The organism is Synechococcus sp. C9 (assembly GCF_022984075.1).
In the GTDB taxonomy this organism is placed as follows: Bacteria; Cyanobacteriota; Cyanobacteriia; order Gloeomargaritales; family Gloeomargaritaceae; genus Gloeomargarita.
In genome coordinates this window covers 2,052,020-2,073,403 of record NZ_JALAAD010000001.1, presented here as the reverse complement: position 1 = coordinate 2,073,403, position 21,384 = coordinate 2,052,020, and the positions used below count along the sequence as shown (strand labels likewise).

Sequence of the window (21,384 nt, the reverse complement as noted above, 5' to 3'; positions counted from 1 at the left end):
GCTAGTTCCCCTTCTTCTTGGTCGGTTTCGGCAGTAACAGTTCGCCGGTTTTCTTCAGCATCCGCACCTTGCGCCCGTCCTCCGTGTAGGTGTGGCAAACCCGGCTGGCGACATCTTTCTCTTTGGAATAGAGCATCACCTTACTGCTGTGGAGGGGGGCTTCCGCCCGGACAATTTGCCCCTTTTCCCCCTCCCGTTGGGGCTTAACGTGCTTGGTGCGAATGTTCACCCCCGCCACGATCACCTGGCTGGTTTCCGGCAAGACCCGCAACACTTCCCCGACTTTGCCCTTGTCGTCCCCGCTGATCACCTGCACCGTGTCCCCTTGGCGGACGTGCATTTTGTAGCGCAGGCCGTTGCGGTGGGGGCGAATCCCCGCCTGTTTGGTCAGCTTTTTCACCAACCCCGGTTGCAAACGCCGTACCATTACAAGACCTCCGGTGCCAAGGAAACGATTTTGGTAAAGTTGCGGTCCCGCAGTTCCCGCGCCACCGGGCCAAAGACCCGGGTGCCCCGGGGGTTGCCGTCCTTGTTGATAATCACGGCGGCATTGTCGTCAAACCGGATGCTCATGCCACTGTCCCGGCGCAGGTTTTTGCGGGTACGAACGACCACCGCCCGCACCACCTCGGATTTTTTCACGGGCATATTGGGGGCAGCATCCTTGACCACGGCCACAATCACATCGCCGATCCCCGCCGTGACTTTGCTCCCACCGCCCTTGGTTAAACCCTTACTGCCCACAGTAGAACCCAGCACCCGGATGCACATGATCCGGCGGGCACCGCTGTTGTCGGCCACATTCAAATAGGTCTGGGGTTGGATCATGGGGTGTCTCCGGCTGTGGTACTGAGAATGTCAATCACCTGCCACCGCTTGGTACGGCTCAAGGGGCGGGTTTCTTGAATCCGCACCCGATCCCCCTCTTGGCAACGGTTGGCTTCGTCGTGGGCTTTGTATTTCTTGGTACGCACCACGATTTTGCCGTAGCGGGGGTGAGCCACCCGGTTTTCCACGGCTACCACCACGGTTTTGTCCATCTTGTTGCTGACCACCACCCCCACCAATTGTTTAACCGCCATGATGTTGCCTCCGTTGGTGTTCTAGGGTGAGTAACTGCGCCAGCTTATGTCGGGCATGGCGAAATTCATGGGCTTTCACCGGCTGGCGGGTGGCTTGGCGAAACCGCAGTTGGAAGAGTTCCTTTTTGACCGCCAGGATTTCCTCAGCCAACCGGGTGTCGTCCAGGGCTTGGATATCAGACATTTTGGGGAATGCCATCGCTGGGCACCTCCTCTTGCGTGCGACTAATAAATTTGGTTTTGATGGGCAGTTTGTAGGCGGCTAACCGCATGGCCTCCCGGGCTACACTCTCCGGGACACCGTTGCCCATTTCAAAGAGGATGGTGCCGGGTTTGACCACCGCCACCCAAAATTCCGGGGAGCCTTTCCCCGAACCCATGCGGGTTTCCGCCGGGCGCAGGGTCACGGGTTTGTCGGGAAAAATGCGAATCCAAATTTTCCCGACCCGCTTGATGCACCGGTTCATGGCACGACGGCAGGCTTCGATCTGGCGCGCCGTAATCCAGGCAGGGGCTTGGGCTTGCAGTCCGTAGTCCCCGAACACAATCGTATTCCCCCGGCTGGCGGCTCCCCGGCGGTTGCCCCGTTGTTGTTTGCGAAATTTGGTACGTTTTGGGCTAAGCATAATCTCCTACTCCTGTACCTCGGCGGTGGAACGGTCTTCAAACTGTTGCCGGCGGCGGGGGGGACGGGCGTTGGGTTTACCCGTGCGGACGGCCGGGGCTTCCGGCACACCGGGCACCACTTCCCCGCGAAACACCCACACCTTCACCCCCAGGATGCCGTAGATGGTTTTGGCGGTGCGCTGGGCAAAGTCAATATCAGCACGCAGGGTTTGTAGGGGCACCCGCCCTTCCCGCACCCATTCACTGCGGGCGATTTCCGCCCCGTTCAGCCGTCCGGCCACCATGATCTTGATCCCCTGTACCTCCGCCCGTTGGGCCCGCTGGATCGCCTGTTTCACCGCCCGCCGGAAGGCCACCCGCTTTTCCAACTGCTCCACAATGTAATCCGCCAGCAGGGGAGCTTCCGCATCCACCTTGTTGATTTCCACCACCCGGATTTTCACCTGTTGCCGCCCCAGGAGTTTTTCCACGTCCTTGCGGAGGGCTTCAATCCCCGCACCCCGCTGACCCACCACCACCCCCGGGCGACCTGTATGCACCGCCAATTCAATTTGGTCGGCCTTGCGCTGGATTTGCACCCGGGCAATGGCGGCTTTCCCCAGCTTTTTCATGATGAACTGGCGGATTTTTTGGTCTTCCTGCAGGAGTTCCGGGTACTGGCGGTGGGGGGCAAACCAACGGGACTGGTGCTCCCGGGTAATCCCCAACCGAAATCCCACCGGATGTGTTTTTTGTCCCATGATTATTCAGCCTCCCCTTGGTTGTCCGCCCGTTCCCGCACGGCAATGGTGATGTGACAAGTAGGTTTGTGAATCCGGTAGGCTTGCCCCCGGGCCCGGGGTTGAAAGCGCTTGAGCACCGGTCCCCCATCGGCCTTCGCTTCGGTAATCACCAGCTTGGCGCGGTTCAAACCGTTATTGTGCTCCGCATTGGCCGCCGCCGACCGCAAAAGCTGCATCACGGGCCCACAGGGACGGTAGGGCATAAATTCCAGGATCATCAGGGCTTCCCGGTACGTACGCCCCCGAATCTGATCCAACACCCGCCGCACCTTGTTGGGCGCTAAACGGGTAAAACGCAATACAGCACGCACTTCCGGGCCTTCCGTGGCAATCACCATGTCCTCCTCCTAGCGTTTGGCTTTCTTGTCACTTTTGGTGTGCCCCTTGAAGGTGCGGGTCGGGGCAAATTCCCCCAATTTATGCCCCACCATCTGGTCGGTGACGTACACGGGGACGTGCTGTTTGCCGTTATAGACCGCAATGGTATGCCCGATCATCTCCGGCACAATCGTGGATGCCCGGGACCAGGTTTTGATCACCTGCTTCTCATTGCGCTCGTTCAGCTTTTCAATTTTGGTGAGCAGGTGGTCGGCCACAAACGGCCCTTTTTTCAATGACCGGGGCATGGCTAGTTCCTCCCTTTCCGACGACGGATAATCAATTTATCGCTGGGTTTATGGCGCTTGCGGGTTTTCTGCCCCAAGGCCGGTTTGCCCCAGGGGGTGACCGGGCCACTGCGGCCAATGGGTGCCCGCCCTTCCCCGCCCCCGTGGGGGTGATCCACCGGGTTCATCACCGAACCACGCACCTCGGGACGACGACCCAGCCAGCGTTTGCGCCCCGCTTTCCCCAGGGTGATGTTGTTGTGTTCCACATTCCCCACCTGCCCGATGGTGGCATAGCCTTCCCGCCGGAACAGGCGCACCTCCCCAGAGGGCAATTTCAGGGCGACAAAATCCCCCTCCTTGGCCACCACCTGGGCACTGGCACCCGCTGAACGCACCATCTGCCCCCCCTTACCGGGCACCAATTCCACGTTATGCACCTCCGTCCCCAAAGGGATGTTGCTCAGGGGCAGGGCATTGCCAATCTCAATCGGGGCATCCGGGCCAGCAATCACCGTCGCTCCCACCGCCAGCTTGCGGGGATGCAAAATGTAGCGTTTTTCCCCATCCCGGTAATGGAGTAGGGCTAAACGGGCGTTGCGGTTGGGGTCGTACTCAATCGCCGCCACTTTGGCCGGAATCCCCCGTTTGTCCCGCCGAAAATCCACGAGCCGGTACAACTGCTTGTGGCCGCCGCCCCGATGGCGAGTGGTGATCACCCCCCGGTTGTTGCGCCCCTTGGGGGAATGGTGGTGGGTGACCAGGGATTTTTCCGGTTTGGTTTTGGTAATTTCCGCAAAATCTGCAACCGAGCGTTCCCGGGTGCCTGGCGTTAACGGACGATAAATACGTAAAGCCATAGGTCGCTCCTACACCTCCGGGAATAGCACAATTTTGTCACCCGCGGCCAGGGTCACCATGGCCTTCTTGTAGTGGGGTTTTTGCCCCGCAAACCGCCCCACCCGTTTCCGGCGCTCCGCCGGGTGCAGGGTATTCACCGCCACCACCTTCACGTCAAACAGCAGTTCAATCGCCGCCTTGATCTCCGGCTTGGTGGCTTGGGGACGCACCGCAAACGTGTACTGGTTTTGTTCCAACAACCGGGTCGCCTTCTCCGTCACCAAGGGGCGGATAATGCAGTCCACCAACCGACGGGGGTCATCCTGGCGGGGTTTAAGCGTGGTGATCCGACCCATCCCCGTACACCTCCTGAATTTTTTGCAAAGCCCCCACCGTCACCACCAGAGTGTCCGCATGGAGAATGTCCCACACATTTAATTGATCCGCCCGCAATAGGGTCAACCGGGGCAAATTCCGCACCGATAACCCCAGGGTTTCCGTAATCTCCGGCACGATCAACAGAATTTTGGCTTCCGGGTCAGCCCCCCACCGGCTCAGGGCTTGTACCATCTCCTTGGTTTTGGGGCGGGGCAATTGCTCCGTAAATTCTTCCACCACAATGGTTTGCTCGGCCCGGTTCATCAAGGCGGTGCGCAGGGCCAACCGGCGTTCTTTCCGGTTCATTTTCAACTCGTAATCCCGGGGTTTGGGACCAAAAATCACCCCCCCACCCCGCCACAAAGGCGACCGATTGGAACCCGCCCGTGCCCGCCCCGTGCCCTTTTGTCGCCAGGGTTTGCGTCCACCCCCGCTGACCTCCGAGCGGGTTTTGGTACAGGCTGTCCCTTGCCGGGCATGGGCTAACTGCCGCACCACCGCCCGATGCAGGATGTGGTTCGCCGTTTCCGGTTTCGCCACCCGCAGTTCCAAGGGCGCTTCGCCGCTGGTTTCCCCTTGCCAATTTTTGACCGCTAATGCCACCATGATTTACCCCTTTGCGCCCACAAGTTTGGCGGGGGTGACACTCACCAAGGCACCCGGTTTCCCCGGCACCGACCCCCGAATCAGGATCAGATGACGCTCCGGGTCAATCTTAAAGACGCGCAAATCTTTGATTGTCACCCGCTGGTTGCCCATCTGTCCCGCCATGCGTTTCCCCGGATAGACCCGCCCCGGGGTGGTACCCGCCCCAATCGAACCGGGCTGGCAGTGATTTTTGGAACCGTGCGCCATCGGCCCCCGCCCAAAATGGTGCCGCCGTTGATACCCGGCAAAGCCCCGCCCAATGCTGGTGCCCACCACGTCCACCCGTTGCCCCGGCTGGAATAATTCCACCGTGATCTGCTGACCCACCTGGTACTGGCTGGGATTGTCCAACCGGTATTCCCGCAGATGCTTGACCCACGGGGCGTTCGCCTTTTGTAAATGTCCCCGCTCCGGCTTGCTCAAGGTCTTTTCCCGGGTCACCCCAAACCCCAGTTGCACCGCATCGTAGCCATCCGTGGCTGTGGTTTTCAACTGCGTCACCGTACAGGGCCCCGCCTGCACCACCGTCACCGGCACCGCCTTGCCCGTTTCATCAAAAAGCTGGGTCATGCCCAACTTGGTTCCCAGGATTCCCAATGCCACGACTGGCCTCCACAACGAAATAAACGCCACAGGCTCGACCGCATTTCCCAGCGGAAAACCCGAGACTGCCGAACCTCTGCACCGCACCAAGCTCTAGTTTGATCGCCCCGAGACTTACATCCCCCGCACATGACTAAGGGATGCAGTATCCCCCACTGTTCCAGGGTCAACCGGGTCAGTGGATTAGCGACACGATCTAAAATCTTAGACTGAATCTCTGGATTTGTCTAGGGGTTCTGAGGAATTTTTTCTCGCCTGCGCCGCCAGATACGCCCGCCAACCGCCGTAGTGGGAAATATCCAGGGCATCCGCCACCGCAAACGACTCACACACAAAGCCCTTGACCGTTTCCCCGTCCTCTAAAATGAGCGTGCCAATCCCCAGGGGCGAGGGAATTTGCGCCACAAAGTGCCCAAAACCACCAGCCGACAAAGCCCAGACTTCCACCTCAATGGCATAGCCCGGTTGCCCTGCCCTTTGGCGCACCAGACCGGGTTTGGGTATTTCCCCCCCAAAAAGGGCGTACAGACGATAGAGGGGTGCGGTGGTACAGGTACGCAGGCACCGAGCCTGTAATTCCTGGAGTTGATAGTTCAGGGGTTGTCCGGTCAAATGGGCACCGACGACCGCCAAGCGGTAGGGTTCGGTCATGGGGACACCTCCCCATAAGCAATCCCGGTGGCTCCCAACATTCCCCCCAACGCCGCTTGATACCGTTGCCCCCAGTAGCACAGCCATTGATCCCGCCCCGCCGGAGCCATGAGGGTGATGCCGGTCGGGAGACCGTTGGGTTGCCTGCCGCTCGGTACTGCCAAGGCACACAGGTCGAGGAGATTGACAAAGTTGGTGTACCGTCCCAAATGGCGATTCAGGGCGATGGGTTCAGCCAGCACTTCTGTTACCCGGTAAATCGTCCCGGTGGTGGGCAGAACCAGCATATCCATCTGCGCCCATTGCATTTCCGTTTTCCGTTTCAGCGCCGCCAAACGGTACATATCCTGGAACACCCGCACCCCGGAAATCGCCTCACCCGCCAGGATAATTTGCCGCACCACCGGGTCAACCCCCGCTTGGGTCTGGCGGAGAAATTCCCCCACCGCCGCCGTCCGCTCCGCTAACCACGCCCCCTCGTACAGCAAGTCACCCGCTGTCAAAAACGGCGTTAGATTGATTTCAACTAAAGTACACCCCAGCGCCGCCAACCGGGTCAACGCCTGCTGGTAATTCTTTGCCGCCGCCTCATTGCCAAAAAATTCCAACTGTTCCCTCGGCGGCACCCCCACCCGCAGACCCGGCGGTTGCTCCGTCCACTGGGGCGACCGGGAAAAGGGGTCAAGCGGGTCAAACCCAGCGGCTACCCGGAGAATCGCCTGGACATCCCGGCAGGTGAGGGCAAAGATGGACACACAATCCAGACTCCGCACGGCGGGCACCACCCCCTGGGTACTGAGATAACCCCGGGTGGGTTTCAAGCCCACAATCTGGTTAAACGCCGCAGGCACCCGCCCGGAACCCGCCGTATCCGTCCCCAAACTAAAACTCACCAGCCCCGCCGCCACCGCCACCGCCGACCCGGAACTCGACCCCCCCGGAATGTACTCCGGGTGAAAGGGATTGCGGCAAATGCCGTAGGGAGAACGGGTGCCCACCAACCCCGTCGCAAACTGATCCAAATTGGTTTTCCCGATGGGGATTGCCCCGGCGAAGATTAACCGGTTCACCACCGTCGCCGACTGTTGGGGCACATAGGCAAAACTGGGACACCCCGCCGTCGTGGGCACCCCCGCCCAATCGATATTGTCCTTGATGGCAAAGGGAATACCGTACAGGGGCAACTGGCTCGGTTCGGTTTTGGTCAACGCCTGCGCCCGCCGTAAACTCTCCTCCTTAGGTGCTAAATAAATCCACACCGCCGGGTCAGCATACCGTTCAATCCGTTCGTACACCGTTTCGACAACGTCAACCGGGGTCACCTGCCCCGTGCTGTACGCCTGACGCAAGGATGGCAAATCGAGGCTTGAGATCATAAGTTACTTAGAAGCAGAAGTGTCGAATCCTAAGATTTTGAGGAGATTTTGAGGGTTTGCACCAGAATGTGCATCTAGTCTGACAACGAAAACCATTACCATTTGAGAGCCAGATTCTCATTGATAACGAAAAGATTTGTCATCATAAAGCGTTTTACCTGCCCCAAATTTACGAACCTTTGTTGCAGGATTCAACACTTCTAACCTGGCAGGATTACCCTAAGCCACCAACGCTGGGGTAGGCGCATCCGCCCGTCCCTGTTGCCGCAACAGCCGCACCAATTCATCCCGGTAGTCATGAAAAGCCGGATGGCGTTTGATTGCCATCACCCCCAAACTCCGATCCGGCAATTCCACCTGCATCTCCCGACAGATGCGCCCCGGGTGAGCACTCAACGCCAAAATCCGATTCGCCAAAAACACCGCCTCCTCCACATCGTGGGTGATCATAAACACCGTGAGACGGGTGCGCTGCCACAGTTGCACCATAAATTCGTGCATGGTTTCCCGGGTGTGCAAATCCAACGCCCCAAACGGTTCATCCAGCAACAAAATCCGGGGTTCCGCCGCCAACGCCCGGGCAATCGCCACCCGCTGTTTCATCCCCCCAGACAACTGCCGGGGCAACGCCTGGGCAAACGCCGTCAATCCCACCACCTCCAGGTAGTACTGCGCCTGTTCCCGCCGCACCCGGGGGGGAATCCCGTGCAATTTCAACCCAAATTCCACATTCTCCTGCACCGTCATCCAGGGGTACAGGGAGTAATGCTGAAAGACGATCCCCCGGTCCGCCCCCGGTCCCGTCACCCTCTGTCCATCAATCCACACCCCCCCACGGGTCGGCTGATCCAACCCCGCAATCTGCCGCAGGAGAGTAGATTTACCAGAACCGGAAGCCCCCACCGCACAGACAAACTCCCCGGCGGTCATCGAGAAATTAATATCCTCCAACGCCACCAACGTCCCCCGCTTAGTCGGGAAATGTTTCGTCAACTGTCGCACCTGTAAAAACATGAATGCACCTCCCAATTGGTCATAGAAACAACTCATTTCGCATCCGCCCAAGGACTGGTCAACCGCACCAGATATTGAAACAACAAATCCAACCCCAACCCGATCAATCCAATCACGATAATCCCTACAAAAATTTCATCCGTCCGCAAAAATCTGCCCGCCAAACTAATCCGTCGCCCCAACCCCTCCGTCGCCGCTACCAATTCCGCCACAATCACCAACTGCCAAGCCGCCGCCAAATTGATCCGACAGGCATCCAAAACCCCCGGCAGGACATGGGGAAAAATCACCTGCATCACCGTCGCCATCCGATTTCCTCCCAGCATAAACGTGGTTTCAATTAACTCCTTCGGCACAAATTTCACCGTATCCATCACCATCAACGCATTGAAAAAAAACGTACCAATAAAAATCAGCGTCACCTTTGGTTCTTCCCCCACCCCCTGATACAAAATCAACAGGGGAATAAACGCTGGCGCCGGCATATAGCGCATCAACCCAAACAGGGGTTCCAACAACGCCCGGATACTGGCAAAACTTCCCATCAGCAGTCCCACCGGAATCGCCACCAACGCCGAGAGCGCAAACCCCACCCCCACCCGCCCCACACTTGCCCAGGTATCCCGCCACAACTCCCCCGAACGCCCCAGGCGAACCGCCGCCTGCACCACCTGTCCCGGCGAGGGCAAAAACGTCGGGTCAACGGCTTTGATCCAGGTCACCAAGCCCCACGCCACCAGGGGAAACAAGATGGAGAGGGTGACCAACCGCCAGTACAACCGGCGGGGAATGTCCTCAGCAATCCGCCAAAACACCGACGGGCGCAACTGCCGGGGCTGTAACTGGTCACGCAGGGGCTGGGAACGTTGGGGATCGGTCATGGGAAGTCACTGGAACGGGGGACATTTGGGCTTGGGCACGGGCGGCATAGGCTTTCACAAACCGGTCGTCAAACAATTTGCTCAAATCCGGTTGGGTTTTCGCTAAACCGACTTGGGTTAAAAAGGCACTGATTTTCTGAGCCGCAAAAGGCAACGAGGACATATCATTACCAGGTTGAAAAGCGGCGATATTTTCCTGCACCGTAAAAATCCGGGTACCCGCCGCATATTGTTTGTATTCCTCCACCGAAACATTGGCTTTTTTCGCCATAATGGCAATGGCTTCTTCGGGATTAGTTTCCAAAAATTTCGTCGTCGCAAACCAGGCATCCACCAGCGCCTGCACCTGTTCGGGATGCTCATTCACAAAGCTCCGGGTAAACACCAAATGGTCAGAAATCGCCCCCGGAAAATCCTTGGAACTAAATAATTCCTTACTGCCCGGACGTTTCAAGGCTTGGGTGGTAAACGGCGCAAACACCCCCACCGCATCCACCTGTCCGGCGACAAAGGCGGTGGCGGCTTTCCCGGTTTCCAAGGGCACAAACGTAATATCCGAGGGTTTTAATCCCGCTTTTTCCATCCCCAAAAGCAGGAGAAAATGATCCACTGTTCCCTCTTCGGCGGCTACTTTTTTCCCCTTCAAATCCGCAATGGTATTAATGCCTTCCCGGACGATGATTTTGTCATTTCCCGTCGAATTATCATTCACCAAAACAATCACCTGATCCGCACCACCGGCTACGGCGCTAATCGTGTCATTAAGGGTCTGGGAATTCGCTTCCAATTGTTGGGCTGTGAGGGCATTAATTGAGTCCAAATAGCTATCAAACCACTTCAAATCTACCTGCACATTTTTGGTGGTAAAAATCGCTTTTTCCTGGGCGACTTGCCAGGGAAACCAGCCCGGCCAGGCACTAAAACCCAGGCGCACCACCGGACTTTCACTTTGCACCTTCGGAGGAACACAACTGACGGCTAGCATCATTGCCAACACAAACAACAACCCATTCCAAGCGTGAGATTTCCATTTCATGCCACCCGTAAACTCCCGAAAAACGAACTAGAACCCAACTGTTCATCACCAGTGAAGGGAGTGGGAAATCGTGATGATTTCACCCCCAACGTCAACGCTCCCTGTATCGCCTTAAGCATCCCCAAAGCAAATCAGGGAAAACAGTATCTTGAGATACACTTTTTGAGGCGGAAATCTGTGGGCATACATAGGAACAATCCCCAAGAAAAAGATTGTAAATTTTTGTAAAAAGTAGCAAAAGCAACTGTTTTTTACAGGGGGAGGATTAGGATAGGGTCATAAGCCAATTAGGAGAGCTTCTAGGGTTCCGGCAGTGGCGTTGACTACTGTGGCTGGTCCGAGAGAAGCAGACCGTTGCCTTGGTGGGTGCGGTTACACGGCGGGATAAAAGCCCGGGAGGTTGTGCGATTAGTCTGGGAGACAGGCTAAGTTGCGTTATCTCCGGGGCTTCGTCGTTGAGTAACCCAGTCAAGGAGGTAGGTGTCATGGTGGCAACGGTGGCAGAAACGGACATTCGCCCGGAATTGGTGGTTTGGTCGGAGAAGGTGCCGGGGGGAGGCTATTGGCATGGGGTGATTCCCCGCTGGCAGACCCTGCGGATTACGGATTTGGGGGGGTCGCAGGGAGTGGCGATGATTGGCTATAACGCTGACCGCCCGATGGAGCGCTTGAATGTGGCGGATACAGCCAAAATCCAGTTCAACGCCTTTTTGCGCCAGGGGATGGTGCTGTACTCGGACATGGGGCGGATTTTGTTTTCCATCACGGCGGATACGTCCAACGGTCATGACCTGATCTGCGGTTGCAGTACGGCGGCGACCAATCGAGCCAAGTACGGGCATGGGGGAACGGGCACGGAGATTCAGGGTCGCCAGGATTTTCACAGTGCCCAGGATCAGTTTCTGCGGGCGTTGGGCAAGTGGGGGATGTCCCGCCGGGATTTGATGCCGAATGTGAATTTCTTTAGCCGGGTGACGGTGACACCGACGGGGGATTTGCAGTACGATGCCGGGGCGGCTAAACCCGGTGCTTATGTGGATTTGCGGGCGGAAATGAATGTGCTGGTGGTGATTGCCAACTGTCCCCATGTCCTGCACCCGGATACGGTGTACCGACCGCAACCCATCCAACTGACGGTGTGGCGTTCCCCGGAACCGGCGGCTGATGACCCCTGTCGCACGGCGAACGAGGAGGTGGTGCGGGGATTTATCAACACGGATACCTGGTGGCGGCAACGACCGCTGGCTCCCCATTACGCCCTCTAGGGAATGTAATTTTTTGTACTAATGTTTGCAGTAACTTTTTTTCAGGAGGCATGAAAACGATGGCGACGATGACGATGGCGACCCCCACCCTTGACCCCACCCAGGCGATTTACGACTACGAATTGCCTGCCCGCCAGCCCTGGTCGAAGGTGGTGCACAAGGGGCAAATTTTACGGATTGTGGATGTGGAGGGGAATCAGGCGGTGGACACCCTGATTTACAATGCCGCCGATACCTCGGAGCGCTACAGTGCGCCGGATACAGTGGTGCGCCAGGGGAATATCTTTATCACGGCGGGGACGCAATTGCTGTCCAATGCGGGCAATGTACTGATGACGGTGCTGAACGATACCTGTGGTCGTCACGATACCCTGGGGGGTGCGTGCAGTATGGAGAGCAATTCGGTGCGCTATGGTCTGCACAAGAAGCATCTGCACGCCTGTGTGGAAAATTACCTGCTGGAATTGAGCCAGTACGGGATGAACAAGCGGGATTTGGTGAGCAATATCAATTTCTTTATGAATGTGCCGGTGGCGGCGGATGGCACGCTGGAAATTGTGGACGGGATTTCCGAGGCGGGGAAATATGTGGATTTGCGGGCGGAAATGGATGTGCTGGTGTTGATTTCCAACTGTCCCCAAATTAACAATCCCTGTAATGCCTACCACCCGACGCCGGTGCGGTTGCTAATTTGGGATGCGGCGGGCTGATGTTCGCCAAAGTCCTGGTCGCCAATCGGGGGGAAATTGCCCTGCGGATTATCCGCACCTTAAACCGGCTGGGGATTGCCAGTGTGGCGGTTTATTCGGAACCGGATCGGCACAGTCCCCATGTAGAGGAGGCGACGGAAGCGTTAGCGTTGGGGGGAACCCTGGCCAGCGAGAGTTATCTGCAAGGGGAGCGGGTGTTGGACCTGGCGGTGCAGGTGGGGGCGGCGGCGATCCATCCGGGGTACGGGTTTCTCAGCGAAAATGGGGATTTTGCTAGTGCCTGTGCCCAACGGGGGCTGGTGTTTATTGGACCCAAGCCGGAACACATTCGCCAGTTTGGTCGCAAGCACCTTGCCCGTGATCTGGCGGCCCGTCAGGGGATTCCCCTGGTTCCTGGTACTTCTTTATTAAATAATCTCACCGAGGCGCAGGCGGCAGCAGCGCAGATCGGCTATCCGGTGATGCTCAAAAGTACGGCGGGGGGCGGGGGAATTGGGATGCGTCGGTGTGAAGATGCGGCGGAATTGGCGGTAGCCTATGAGCAGGTGCAACGGTTGAGCCAGGCTAATTTCCGGGATAGTGGGGTGTTCCTGGAGAAATACATTCCTGTGGCTCGCCATGTGGAGGTGCAGATTTTTGGGGATGGGCAGGGGCGGGTTCTCACCCTGGGGGAGCGGGATTGTTCCAGCCAGCGGCGCAATCAAAAGGTGATCGAGGAAACGCCAGCGCCAGGGTTGCCAGAATCGGTGCGGCAGGGACTCTACCAAGCGGCGCAACGGTTGGGGGAAGCGGTGCAGTACCAGTCGGCGGGCACGGTGGAATTTATTGTGGACGGGACAACGGGCGAATTTTATTTCCTGGAGGTCAATACCCGGTTGCAGGTGGAACACGGGGTCACCGAGTTGGTCTGCGGTATTGACTTAGTGGAATGGATGGTGCGTTTGGCTGCCGGGGAACGGGATTTTTTCGACCGTTATCATCACCAGCCCCAGGGTCATGCCATCCAAGTCCGGATTTATGCCGAAGACCCCCACAAAAACCACCAGCCCAGCGCCGGGGTGCTGACCCATGTGGCATTGGCGGAGGGTGCCCGGTGGGATGCCTGGATTCGCAGTGGGACCGAGGTAACCCCCTTCTACGACCCCCTGTTGGCGAAAGCGATGGTGCATGGGGAAAACCGGGCGGCGGCGCTCCAAAAGTTGCAAACGGTGTTGGCGCACACCACTCTGGCAGGGATTGCGACCAATCTGGAATACCTGCAACAGGTGGTGGCGACCCCGGAGTTTCAGCGGGGCGAAGTGAGTACCCAGTGGCTCTCCCAATTCACCTATCAGCCCCAGACGATTGACGTATTGGCTCCCGGTACCTTTACTACCGTGCAGGACTATCCGGGGCGGTTGGGGTATTGGGATGTGGGGGTGCCGCCGTCGGGTCCGATGGATCACCTAGCCTTTCGCTGGGGCAATCGTCTGCTGGGCAATCCCCTGGGGGCGGCTGGGCTGGAATGTACGATGGCGGGGCCGACCCTGCGCTTTAATGCACCGACCCGCATTTGCCTGACTGGGGCGATGATGCCTGCGACTCTGGACGGGCAACCGGTTCCCTACTGGCAGACGGTGACGGTGCAAGCCGGGAGTGTGTTGACCCTGAAGGCGGTGCAGGGGGCGGGGTATCGCACCTATATTACGGTGCAGGGGGGGGTGTCGGTGCCGGAGTATTTGGGCAGTCGGGCGACCTTTACCCTGGGGCAATTTGGCGGACATGGCGGCAGAGTCCTGCGGGCGGGGGATGGGTTGCCGCTGACACCCTGGGATGGGCAGGACCAACCGGCAGTTTTGCCCCCGGACTTAATTCCCCAATACACGGATGCCTGGGAAATCGCTGTGATGGTGGGTCCCCACGGGGCACCGGATTTTTTTACCCCGCAGGATATGGAACTGCTGTTGAGCCACGCCTGGGTGGTGCATCACAATTCGGCCCGCACGGGGATAAGGCTGATTGGCCCGGCGCCCACCTGGGCCAGACCGGATGGGGGGGAAGCGGGTCTGCACCCTTCCAACATCCACGACAACGCCTATGCCATCGGCACGATTGACTTTACCGGGGATATGCCGATCATTTTGGGGTACGACGGGCCGAGTTTGGGGGGGTTTGTCTGTCCGGCGACGATTGTGCAGGCGGAACTGTGGAAAATCGGGCAGTTGAGACCGGGGGACCGGGTGCGATTTTTCCCGATGGATGAACCGACCGCCTGCGCCTGGGAACAGCGACAGGAAGAAGAACTGGCTCGCCTGGCGCCCCTACCGCCTATCCCCGCCGTACCAGTGGCTACGGAACCAGTACTCAAGCAGATGACGGCTCCCCATCCGGTGGGGGTGACCTATCGGCAGGCGGGGGACAAATATATATTGATCGAATACGGGCCGTTAACTTTGGATTTGACCCTGCGGTTCCGGGTGCATGGGCTGATGACCTGGTTGCAAGCGCAAAAGATTCCCGGCATTATTGACCTGACCCCCGGTATTCGCTCATTACAAGTGCATTACGATAACCAGCGACTGCCCCGTTCTGAACTTTTGGATATATTAGCAACGGCGGAAGCCGAATTACCTGACGTGGCGCAGATGACCGTGCCCACCCGCATCGTGCATTTGCCCCTGTCCTGGAATGATGAATCGATCCAGCTTGCCATCACTAAATATATGCAGTCGGTGCGACCGGATGCGCCTTGGTGTCCGAGCAATTTGGAATTTATCCGGCGGGTGAATGGCTTGGCGGATGTCCAGCAGGTGTATGACATTGTGTTTGGAGCGAGTTATTTGGTGCTGGGGTTGGGGGATGTGTATCTGGGGGCACCGGTGGCAACCCCGCTTGACCCCCGGCATCGGCTGGTCACAACCAAATACAACCCTGCCCGCACCTGGACGCCGGAGAATGCGGTGGGAATTGGCGGGGCGTATCTGTGCATTTACGGCATGGAAGGACCGGGGGGGTATCAGTTGGTGGGGCGCACGGTGCCCGTGTGGAATCGCTATTACCGGACTGCCGATTTTACCCAGCCCTGGCTGTTGCGGTTTTTTGACCAAATTCGCTTTTTCCCAGTCACCGGGGCGGAACTCCAGCGCTACCGGGAGGATGTGACCTATGGGCGGGTGAAATTAGACATTCACGAGGAAACGTTTCATCTGGGGGACTATCAGCAATTTCTGCAAGACCATGCCGCATCCATTCAGGCTTTCAAAACTCAACAACAAAACGCCTTTGATGCCGAACGGGAACGGTGGGTAGCGGCTGGGGAATTTGACCGACCGGACACGGAAGCGGCAACTGCTCCGCTAGAGGCGACGGAAATTCCCATCCCCCCAGGGCAGGTGGCGGTGCGGGCGGAAGTCAGTGGCACGGTTTGGCAGGTGGTGGTCACCCCGCAAGCAGTGGTTCATGCCGGGGAAAAGTTGATGATTATCGAAGCCATGAAAACCGAAATTGCGGTGCTTAGCCCCCTAGACGCTACCGTTGCCCAAATCCTCTGTCAACCCGGACAAGCCGTGACAGCGGGACAAATCGTGCTTTTACTCATCCCAGCGGCGTGAAGGCTCCCAGCGCACCACCCGACCGGCGGACAAGGCTTGCACTGTTCCATCGGCCCGTTGCACCTGTAACCGCCCCCAAGCGTCAATCCCCGCCCCCACCCCGCTAAGCATCCCGTCCGATGTATGGACAACCAGCGGACAACTATACAGCACATCCCGCTGGCGCAGTTGGGGCAAAAGCCCGGTCAAGCCCTTCTGCCGAATTACCCCATGAGCCTGCAAAAAGTAATCTCGCAATTGTGTTAACAAAGGCAGTACCTCCGGCGGCGTATCGCTCACCTCCGAAAGACTCGCCACCTGAGCCGGGGATACATCCATCGTGCCCCCTGCCAAAACCCTTGGCCAATCCACCTGCCGATTCAGCCCCACCCCGACCACCGCTTTGGGCAACCGGGCTTCGCACAGCACCCCCGCCACCTTCCGCCCCCAGAGCAGGACATCGTTCGGCCATTTGATCCCCAACGCCAGGGCAGGCAAGGGCAGTAAATCCTCGACCGCATGGATCACCGCCAACCCCGCCGCCAAACTCAACCAGGGCAATTCGGGGGGAGCCAGCGGTTCTAAAATAAACGAAGCGGTTAAAACTCCCGGTGGCGCATACCAAGGGCGTTCCTGTTGTCCCCGTCCTGCCGTCTGTCGGGGGGTAAAGACCACATCGCCCTGGGCTAATCTGTCCAGCGATTGTAATGCCCAAGTGTTGGTACTGGGACATTCATCGAGCCAGTGCAACCAAGGGGGCAAGCACATAACCGGCACAAAAAATTCAGCAATACCCAAAGAGTATAAAGGGCACTTCTATCTCATTGCTTTGACCCATTTTTTTTCTCCATATTGCTAGTAGTAATTAGCTCACAGAAGCATCTGGAAATCAATGAATAAACTACCCAGAAGTTACTGGTACAGGTATAGGGTTATTTTCATTTGGTGCTAAAACTTCCTCTAATTGCATTTCGATATGGCGCCGCACAATTTGCCGATATTCCAAGAAATGTTCCGCCTGGGCACACACGGAAAGGTAACTACTTACTACCTGGGGATATTGCCAGAGAATATGCGCTAAATAAAGCCAAAATTGCCAGCGAGTGGAACGCTTTACCCCTTGCCGCCAACAGAGAATCAATAAAGCCCGCACATAGACCCAATTGATGGGTGCTTTTTCCTGGGATTTTGACCGTTTTTGATAGCGTTGGCGACGGGCTTTCCCAAGGATTAAATAATGTTGATACGTGCGTTTGAGCATCGCTTGGGGTTCATACAAATTCCAAAAAGCATCCACAAATTCCCGGGTGACTTCCCCGAGGGGACGGGTGGGGACAAAGTTCATTAAAGTCGCCTGGTGAATATCCCCTTTACCATTGAGTAACCGCCCTTCTTTTTGCAGCCGATGCCATAGGGCTGTATCCGGTAACGCCTGCAACATACTCAACATTGCGGTGGGAATCGCCGTATCCTCAACAAATTCCACAATCCGTTGCCCTGCCCCCGCTTTTTCCCCATCAAAACCAATGATAAAACCCGCCATAATGCGTAACCCTGACCGGGCAATCGTGAGTACTGATTCCCGCAATGGGTCCCGATTATTTTGGAATTTGCGGGTGCGTTCTAAACTGTCCGCATCCGGGGTTTCAATCCCTAAAAAGACCGTGCCAAAATTGCAGGATACCATCAAATCCATCAACTCCTGGTCTTCTGCTAAATTCACCGAGGCTTCCGTCCCAAAGGAGAAAGGATAATTCCGTTCTTCTAACCAGGGTTTGAGTGCCTGTAAAAAGAGTTTGACGTTGCGTTTATTGCCAATGAAATTATCATCCACTACAAAAATACTTTTGCGCCACCCTAGGTCATATAAACACTGCAATTCTGCTAATAATTGCGCCGGGGTTTTGGTGCGGGGTTTGCGCCCATAGAGGACGATAATGTCGCAAAATTCGCATTGAAAGGGACAACCCCGGGAAAATTGCACGGACATTTCCGCATAGGCAGACATCTGCAATAAATCAAACCGAGGCACCGGCGTTTCCGTCACCGCTGGTTTTTCCCCGTTCGCCCGAAAAATACCCTGGGTTTCCCCCCGTGCCAAGGCGTTCACCAGCATGGGCAGGGTAATTTCCCCCTCATCTAAGACCAAAAAATCGGCGCCTGCGGCCTGCGCTTCTGCGGGTAATGCCGTAGCATAGGGCCCCCCCACCGCCACCAATTTGCCCCGTTGTTTGGCCCGTTGAATTTGTCTGGCAAAATCCTCTTTTTGCACAATCATGGCCGAAAGGATCACCAATTCCGCCCAGTCCCATTCGGATGCGGTCACCTCCCGCACGTTGCGATCCACCAGCTTAAATTCCCAGGTTTGGGGCAGAAGTGCCGCCACCGTCAGCATCCCCAAGGGGGGGAGTTGGGCTTTGAGATTAATTAACTTCAGGGTATTTTCAAATGACCAAAAACTGGGTGGAAATTGGGGATAAATCAATAAAACACGCATACTGCCTCACCTTTGGGTAATTTTTTTTTGAGGAAAACGCTCATCAAACAGCGGCATGGGGTGATGGCGAAAAAAAACTTGGGATAGGAATCTATCCATATTTATTTTTTGTGCCGCCCTGCCGAAAATTTTGCACAATGAACCATATTTACACTGCCCAAAGCACGGTTGGTTGGCGAGACATGGGTGATTTAAGCAAAAGTACCTTTTTAGTGTACCGGCAATTCCCCTATAACGCTAGAGATAGCGGGATTTTTAGATCATTTTTTGAGATGGGCGGTGTCAGTATGATATGATTTTGCCGACTGACTAAAAATTATCCGGGTAGGTCATGCTCAGGCGAGATGTGCTACCCATCCAGACCCAACCTGGGACAATTTCGACCTTATCGTGTGGATGAAACAGTGCCTATTTTGTTACACGTGGGCTGCGGCTCCAAACGGAAAAACCAGACAACTCGGGGCTTCAACACGCCAGAGTGGCATGAGTTACGGCTGGATATTGACCCGGCGGTATCACCCGATATTGTTGGCACCATGACCGACATGAGTGCGGTGGCCAGCGAATCGGTGGATTCAATTTTCTCTAGCCACAACATCGAGCACCTCTACCCGCACGAGGTACCGGTGGCACTCAAAGAATTTCTGCGTGTCCTGAATCCCCAGGGTTTTGCGGTGATCACCTGCCCCGATTTGCAGAGTGTCTGTGCTCTGGTGGCCGCAGACAAGCTGACCGAGCCAGCCTACACCGCCCCGGTTGGCCCCATTGCGCCGCTGGACATCCTCTACGGTTACCGTCCGGCGTTAGCTCGTGGCAACCTCTATATGGCGCACCGCTGTGGGTTCACCCAAAAAGTCCTCACGGGCACGCTGTACGCCGCCGGTTTTGCTCAGGTGGCGGCCACCCGCCGTGGTCACCCCTCCTACGACCTCTGGGCGCTGGCGACCAAAAGCCCGATGGAGGAGACGGCACTGCGGGCGCTGGCGGTTCAACATCTGCCCCTGGCGGGTGCTCGTCCATGATGCCTGCTCGCACTGGAGAAATAACGGCATTCGGACTACGACAGCGGGTACGACGGGTGAAAATGGGGGTATTGTGAACGGATGCACATGAACCTGCTTTTTGTCCACCAAAACTTCCCGGGCCAGTTCAAATTTCTGGCACCGGCGGTGGCCGCCCAGGGGCATACGGTGGTGGGCATGACCATGCAGAAGGTGGCGGTTGAGCAGTGGCAAGGGGTCAAGCTCGTTCCCTATGGGGTAAACCGTGGTACTACCCCCGGCGTACACCCCTGGGTGAGTGACTTTGAAACCAAGGTGATCCGTGGGGAAGCCTGTTTTCGTGCCGCCCTGAAACTAAAAGCCCAGGGCTTTGTGCCTGATGCGGTGATTGCCCACCCTGGCTGGGGGGAGAGCCTGTTTATCAAAGAGGTGTGGCCACAGGCAAAACTCGGCATCTACTGCGAGTTCTTCTACCACGTGCAGGGAGCCGATGCGGGCTTTGACCCGGAGTTTAGCAACTATGACGTCGGCGATGCCTGTCGGGTACACCTGAAAAACCTGAACAACCTGTTGCACTTCGAGATTGCTGATGCAGGCATCTCCCCTACCCACTGGCAGGCCAGCACGTTTCCTGAACCCTTTCGCTCGAGGATCACCGTAGTCCACGACGGCATTGACACCGAAGCGGTTGCCCCTAACCCGCAGGTCTCCCTCACCCTTTCCACCCAGGGCAATCAGCAGTTCACGCTCACCCGCCAGGATGAGGTGATCACCTTCGTCAACCGCAACCTGGAGCCTTACCGGGGTTACCACATCTTTATGCGGGCATTGCCAGAAATCCTCCGCCGTCGCCCCAACGCCCGGGTGCTGATCGTGGGCGGCAGTGAAGTGAGCTATGGTGCCCCCCCTGACCCCCAACGCTACGGGCAACGCCCCTGGCGGCAGATTTTTTGCGATGAAGTCCAACCGCAAATCCCAGCGGCTGATTGGGCACGGGTACATTTTCTAGGTAAAGTGCCCTATAAGTACTTCATACCGCTTTTGCAACTTTCCACCGTGCACGTCTATCTCACCTATCCATTTGTCTTGAGTTGGAGCCTGCTGGAAGCCATGAGTGCGGGCTGTGCCATCGTTGCCAGTGACACCCCACCCCTCCACGAAGCCATCCATCACGGGGAAACGGGGCGGCTGGTTGATTTCTTCGATGTGGCTGGGCTAGCCAATGAGGTCTGCACCCTCCTCGGCGACCCGGCGGAACGACAACGGTTGGGGGTGAACGCACGAGCCTTTGCTCAGGCGAACTATGACCTCAAAACCGTGTGCCTGCCCAAGCAACTGGCGTGGGTGGAAGGACTGGTAAAGAGTGTCAAAGCATAGACGGTACTGCTTTATTTGAACCAATCATCAATCCCATCGTGGGAATGCCCCTATTACCCAGAACCAAGGGCGCTTGCGACCGCTAACTTTGAATTTATAGAAGTGCCCTGATAAAACTACAAAAAATCTTACGATAAAAAGTAGCAGGATAAGGACTTAGCCTGGTATTCTATAGCTAGGTAGGTTAAGGTTGTCGCCTTAAGATTCTGGGGAACCAATGTGGGGCTACGCCCAGCGACCCATATCATGTCAACCTTTGTATGCTTAGCTATACCTTTCCACATAGGTCATCTCAGTTTTGCTAACAATTTAGTCACCATTAGGGATAATTTCAGAAGCAAGTGCAATACTTTGATGGCTTCACCACGCTACGCTATGAGCATTTGTAATCCCTTTATCCCCTTCTGAGAAAGGTTTTTTTAAGTAAAAGCGAATGTCGCAA

24 protein-coding genes and 1 riboswitch are annotated in these 21,384 nt (G+C 56.8%); of the genes, 5 read left to right on the top strand and 19 right to left on the bottom strand.

The window, feature by feature from the left end; translation table 11 throughout:
- Position 1: 1 nt before the first annotated feature.
- The 17 genes from rplX to MLD66_RS10065 form a co-directional block, all read right to left on the bottom strand.
- Positions 2 to 340 (bottom strand): 50S ribosomal protein L24, encoded by a 339-nt coding sequence (gene rplX / locus MLD66_RS10145; protein ID WP_247219061.1) that lies wholly within the window; start codon positions 338 to 340, stop codon positions 2 to 4.
- An 86-nt stretch (positions 341 to 426) separates the two neighbouring features.
- A complete protein-coding gene (gene rplN / locus MLD66_RS10140) occupies positions 427 to 828 on the bottom strand; it encodes a 50S ribosomal protein L14 (RefSeq protein WP_071454775.1) in 402 nt (133 codons plus the stop codon).
- Positions 825 to 1,082: a 30S ribosomal protein S17 gene (gene rpsQ, locus MLD66_RS10135; protein WP_247217528.1), complete on the bottom strand. Its 258-nt coding sequence runs from the start codon at positions 1,080 to 1,082 to the stop codon at positions 825 to 827. The genes rplN and rpsQ overlap by 4 nt, the downstream gene beginning before the upstream one ends.
- Positions 1,072 to 1,281, bottom strand: coding sequence for a 50S ribosomal protein L29 (rpmC, locus tag MLD66_RS10130; RefSeq protein WP_247217526.1), 210 nt, complete (start codon positions 1,279 to 1,281; stop codon positions 1,072 to 1,074). Before rpmC ends, rpsQ begins: the two co-directional genes overlap by 11 nt.
- Positions 1,259 to 1,708: a 50S ribosomal protein L16 gene (gene rplP / locus MLD66_RS10125; protein WP_247217524.1), complete on the bottom strand. Its 450-nt coding sequence runs from the start codon at positions 1,706 to 1,708 to the stop codon at positions 1,259 to 1,261. The genes rpmC and rplP overlap by 23 nt, the downstream gene beginning before the upstream one ends.
- A gap of 6 nt (positions 1,709 to 1,714) precedes the next feature.
- Complete coding sequence (gene rpsC, locus MLD66_RS10120) at positions 1,715 to 2,449, bottom strand: 30S ribosomal protein S3 (RefSeq protein ID WP_247217522.1); 735 nt, start codon at positions 2,447 to 2,449, stop codon at positions 1,715 to 1,717.
- A 2-nt stretch (positions 2,450 to 2,451) separates the two neighbouring features.
- Positions 2,452 to 2,829, bottom strand: coding sequence for a 50S ribosomal protein L22 (gene rplV / locus MLD66_RS10115; protein WP_247217520.1), 378 nt, complete (start codon positions 2,827 to 2,829; stop codon positions 2,452 to 2,454).
- Between the two features lie 9 nt (positions 2,830 to 2,838).
- Positions 2,839 to 3,117 (bottom strand): 30S ribosomal protein S19, encoded by a 279-nt coding sequence (gene rpsS / locus MLD66_RS10110; RefSeq protein WP_247217518.1) that lies wholly within the window; start codon positions 3,115 to 3,117, stop codon positions 2,839 to 2,841.
- A 2-nt stretch (positions 3,118 to 3,119) separates the two neighbouring features.
- Positions 3,120 to 3,956 (bottom strand): 50S ribosomal protein L2, encoded by an 837-nt coding sequence (rplB, locus tag MLD66_RS10105; protein ID WP_247217509.1) that lies wholly within the window; start codon positions 3,954 to 3,956, stop codon positions 3,120 to 3,122.
- A 9-nt stretch (positions 3,957 to 3,965) separates the two neighbouring features.
- Positions 3,966 to 4,292 (bottom strand): 50S ribosomal protein L23, encoded by a 327-nt coding sequence (locus MLD66_RS10100; RefSeq protein WP_247217507.1) that lies wholly within the window; start codon positions 4,290 to 4,292, stop codon positions 3,966 to 3,968.
- Positions 4,270 to 4,920, bottom strand: coding sequence for a 50S ribosomal protein L4 (rplD, locus tag MLD66_RS10095; protein WP_247217505.1), 651 nt, complete (start codon positions 4,918 to 4,920; stop codon positions 4,270 to 4,272). Before rplD ends, MLD66_RS10100 begins: the two co-directional genes overlap by 23 nt.
- A 3-nt stretch (positions 4,921 to 4,923) precedes the next feature.
- Positions 4,924 to 5,565 carry a 50S ribosomal protein L3 gene (gene rplC, locus MLD66_RS10090; protein WP_247217503.1) on the bottom strand — a complete coding sequence of 214 codons (642 nt, stop codon included), beginning with the start codon at positions 5,563 to 5,565 and terminating at the stop codon, positions 4,924 to 4,926.
- Between the two features lie 204 nt (positions 5,566 to 5,769).
- Positions 5,770 to 6,216: a hypothetical protein gene (locus MLD66_RS10085; protein ID WP_247217501.1), complete on the bottom strand. Its 447-nt coding sequence runs from the start codon at positions 6,214 to 6,216 to the stop codon at positions 5,770 to 5,772.
- On the bottom strand, positions 6,213 to 7,592 hold the full coding sequence (gene atzF, locus MLD66_RS10080) for an allophanate hydrolase (protein ID WP_247217499.1): 1,380 nt from the start codon (positions 7,590 to 7,592) through the stop codon (positions 6,213 to 6,215). The genes MLD66_RS10085 and atzF overlap by 4 nt, the downstream gene beginning before the upstream one ends.
- Positions 7,593 to 7,811: 219 nt before the next feature.
- Positions 7,812 to 8,606 carry an ABC transporter ATP-binding protein gene (locus tag MLD66_RS10075; RefSeq protein ID WP_247217497.1) on the bottom strand — a complete coding sequence of 265 codons (795 nt, stop codon included), beginning with the start codon at positions 8,604 to 8,606 and terminating at the stop codon, positions 7,812 to 7,814.
- 32 nt (positions 8,607 to 8,638) lie between these two features.
- Positions 8,639 to 9,487 (bottom strand): ABC transporter permease, encoded by an 849-nt coding sequence (locus tag MLD66_RS10070; protein WP_247217496.1) that lies wholly within the window; start codon positions 9,485 to 9,487, stop codon positions 8,639 to 8,641.
- Positions 9,453 to 10,523 carry an ABC transporter substrate-binding protein gene (locus MLD66_RS10065; protein ID WP_247217494.1) on the bottom strand — a complete coding sequence of 357 codons (1,071 nt, stop codon included), beginning with the start codon at positions 10,521 to 10,523 and terminating at the stop codon, positions 9,453 to 9,455. Before MLD66_RS10065 ends, MLD66_RS10070 begins: the two co-directional genes overlap by 35 nt.
- Before the next feature lie 288 nt (positions 10,524 to 10,811).
- A riboswitch (guanidine-I (ykkC/yxkD leader) is annotated at positions 10,812 to 10,924 on the top strand.
- An 84-nt stretch (positions 10,925 to 11,008) separates the two neighbouring features.
- Here MLD66_RS10065 and MLD66_RS10060 point away from each other — a divergent pair.
- From MLD66_RS10060 to uca, 3 genes are read left to right on the top strand one after another with little or no spacing between them, the layout of a single operon-like run.
- Positions 11,009 to 11,788, top strand: coding sequence for an urea amidolyase associated protein UAAP1 (locus MLD66_RS10060; protein ID WP_247217493.1), 780 nt, complete (start codon positions 11,009 to 11,011; stop codon positions 11,786 to 11,788).
- Positions 11,789 to 11,838: 50 nt separating this feature from the next.
- Entirely contained in the window at positions 11,839 to 12,498 is a 660-nt protein-coding gene (locus MLD66_RS10055) for an urea amidolyase associated protein UAAP2 (RefSeq protein WP_247217491.1), read from the top strand.
- Positions 12,498 to 16,088 carry an urea carboxylase gene (gene uca / locus MLD66_RS10050; RefSeq protein ID WP_247217489.1) on the top strand — a complete coding sequence of 1,197 codons (3,591 nt, stop codon included), beginning with the start codon at positions 12,498 to 12,500 and terminating at the stop codon, positions 16,086 to 16,088. Before MLD66_RS10055 ends, uca begins: the two co-directional genes overlap by 1 nt.
- Here the strand turns inward: uca and MLD66_RS10045 are convergent.
- Together MLD66_RS10045 and MLD66_RS10040 are read right to left on the bottom strand one after the other, a co-directional pair.
- Positions 16,068 to 16,835, bottom strand: a complete 768-nt coding sequence (locus tag MLD66_RS10045) for a biotin--[acetyl-CoA-carboxylase] ligase (protein WP_247219059.1) — start codon at positions 16,833 to 16,835, stop codon at positions 16,068 to 16,070. The two genes, uca and MLD66_RS10045, sit on opposite strands and share 21 nt — an antisense overlap.
- Positions 16,836 to 16,968: 133 nt before the next feature.
- Positions 16,969 to 18,564 (bottom strand): B12-binding domain-containing radical SAM protein, encoded by a 1,596-nt coding sequence (locus MLD66_RS10040; protein WP_247217487.1) that lies wholly within the window; start codon positions 18,562 to 18,564, stop codon positions 16,969 to 16,971.
- Between the two features lie 404 nt (positions 18,565 to 18,968).
- Between MLD66_RS10040 and MLD66_RS10035 the strand changes: the two genes are divergently transcribed.
- Positions 18,969 to 19,586 carry a methyltransferase domain-containing protein gene (locus tag MLD66_RS10035; protein ID WP_247217485.1) on the top strand — a complete coding sequence of 206 codons (618 nt, stop codon included), beginning with the start codon at positions 18,969 to 18,971 and terminating at the stop codon, positions 19,584 to 19,586.
- A gap of 81 nt (positions 19,587 to 19,667) precedes the next feature.
- On the top strand, positions 19,668 to 20,942 hold the full coding sequence (locus tag MLD66_RS10030) for a glycosyltransferase family 4 protein (RefSeq protein ID WP_247217483.1): 1,275 nt from the start codon (positions 19,668 to 19,670) through the stop codon (positions 20,940 to 20,942).
- The last annotated feature ends 442 nt before the right edge of the window (positions 20,943 to 21,384 follow it).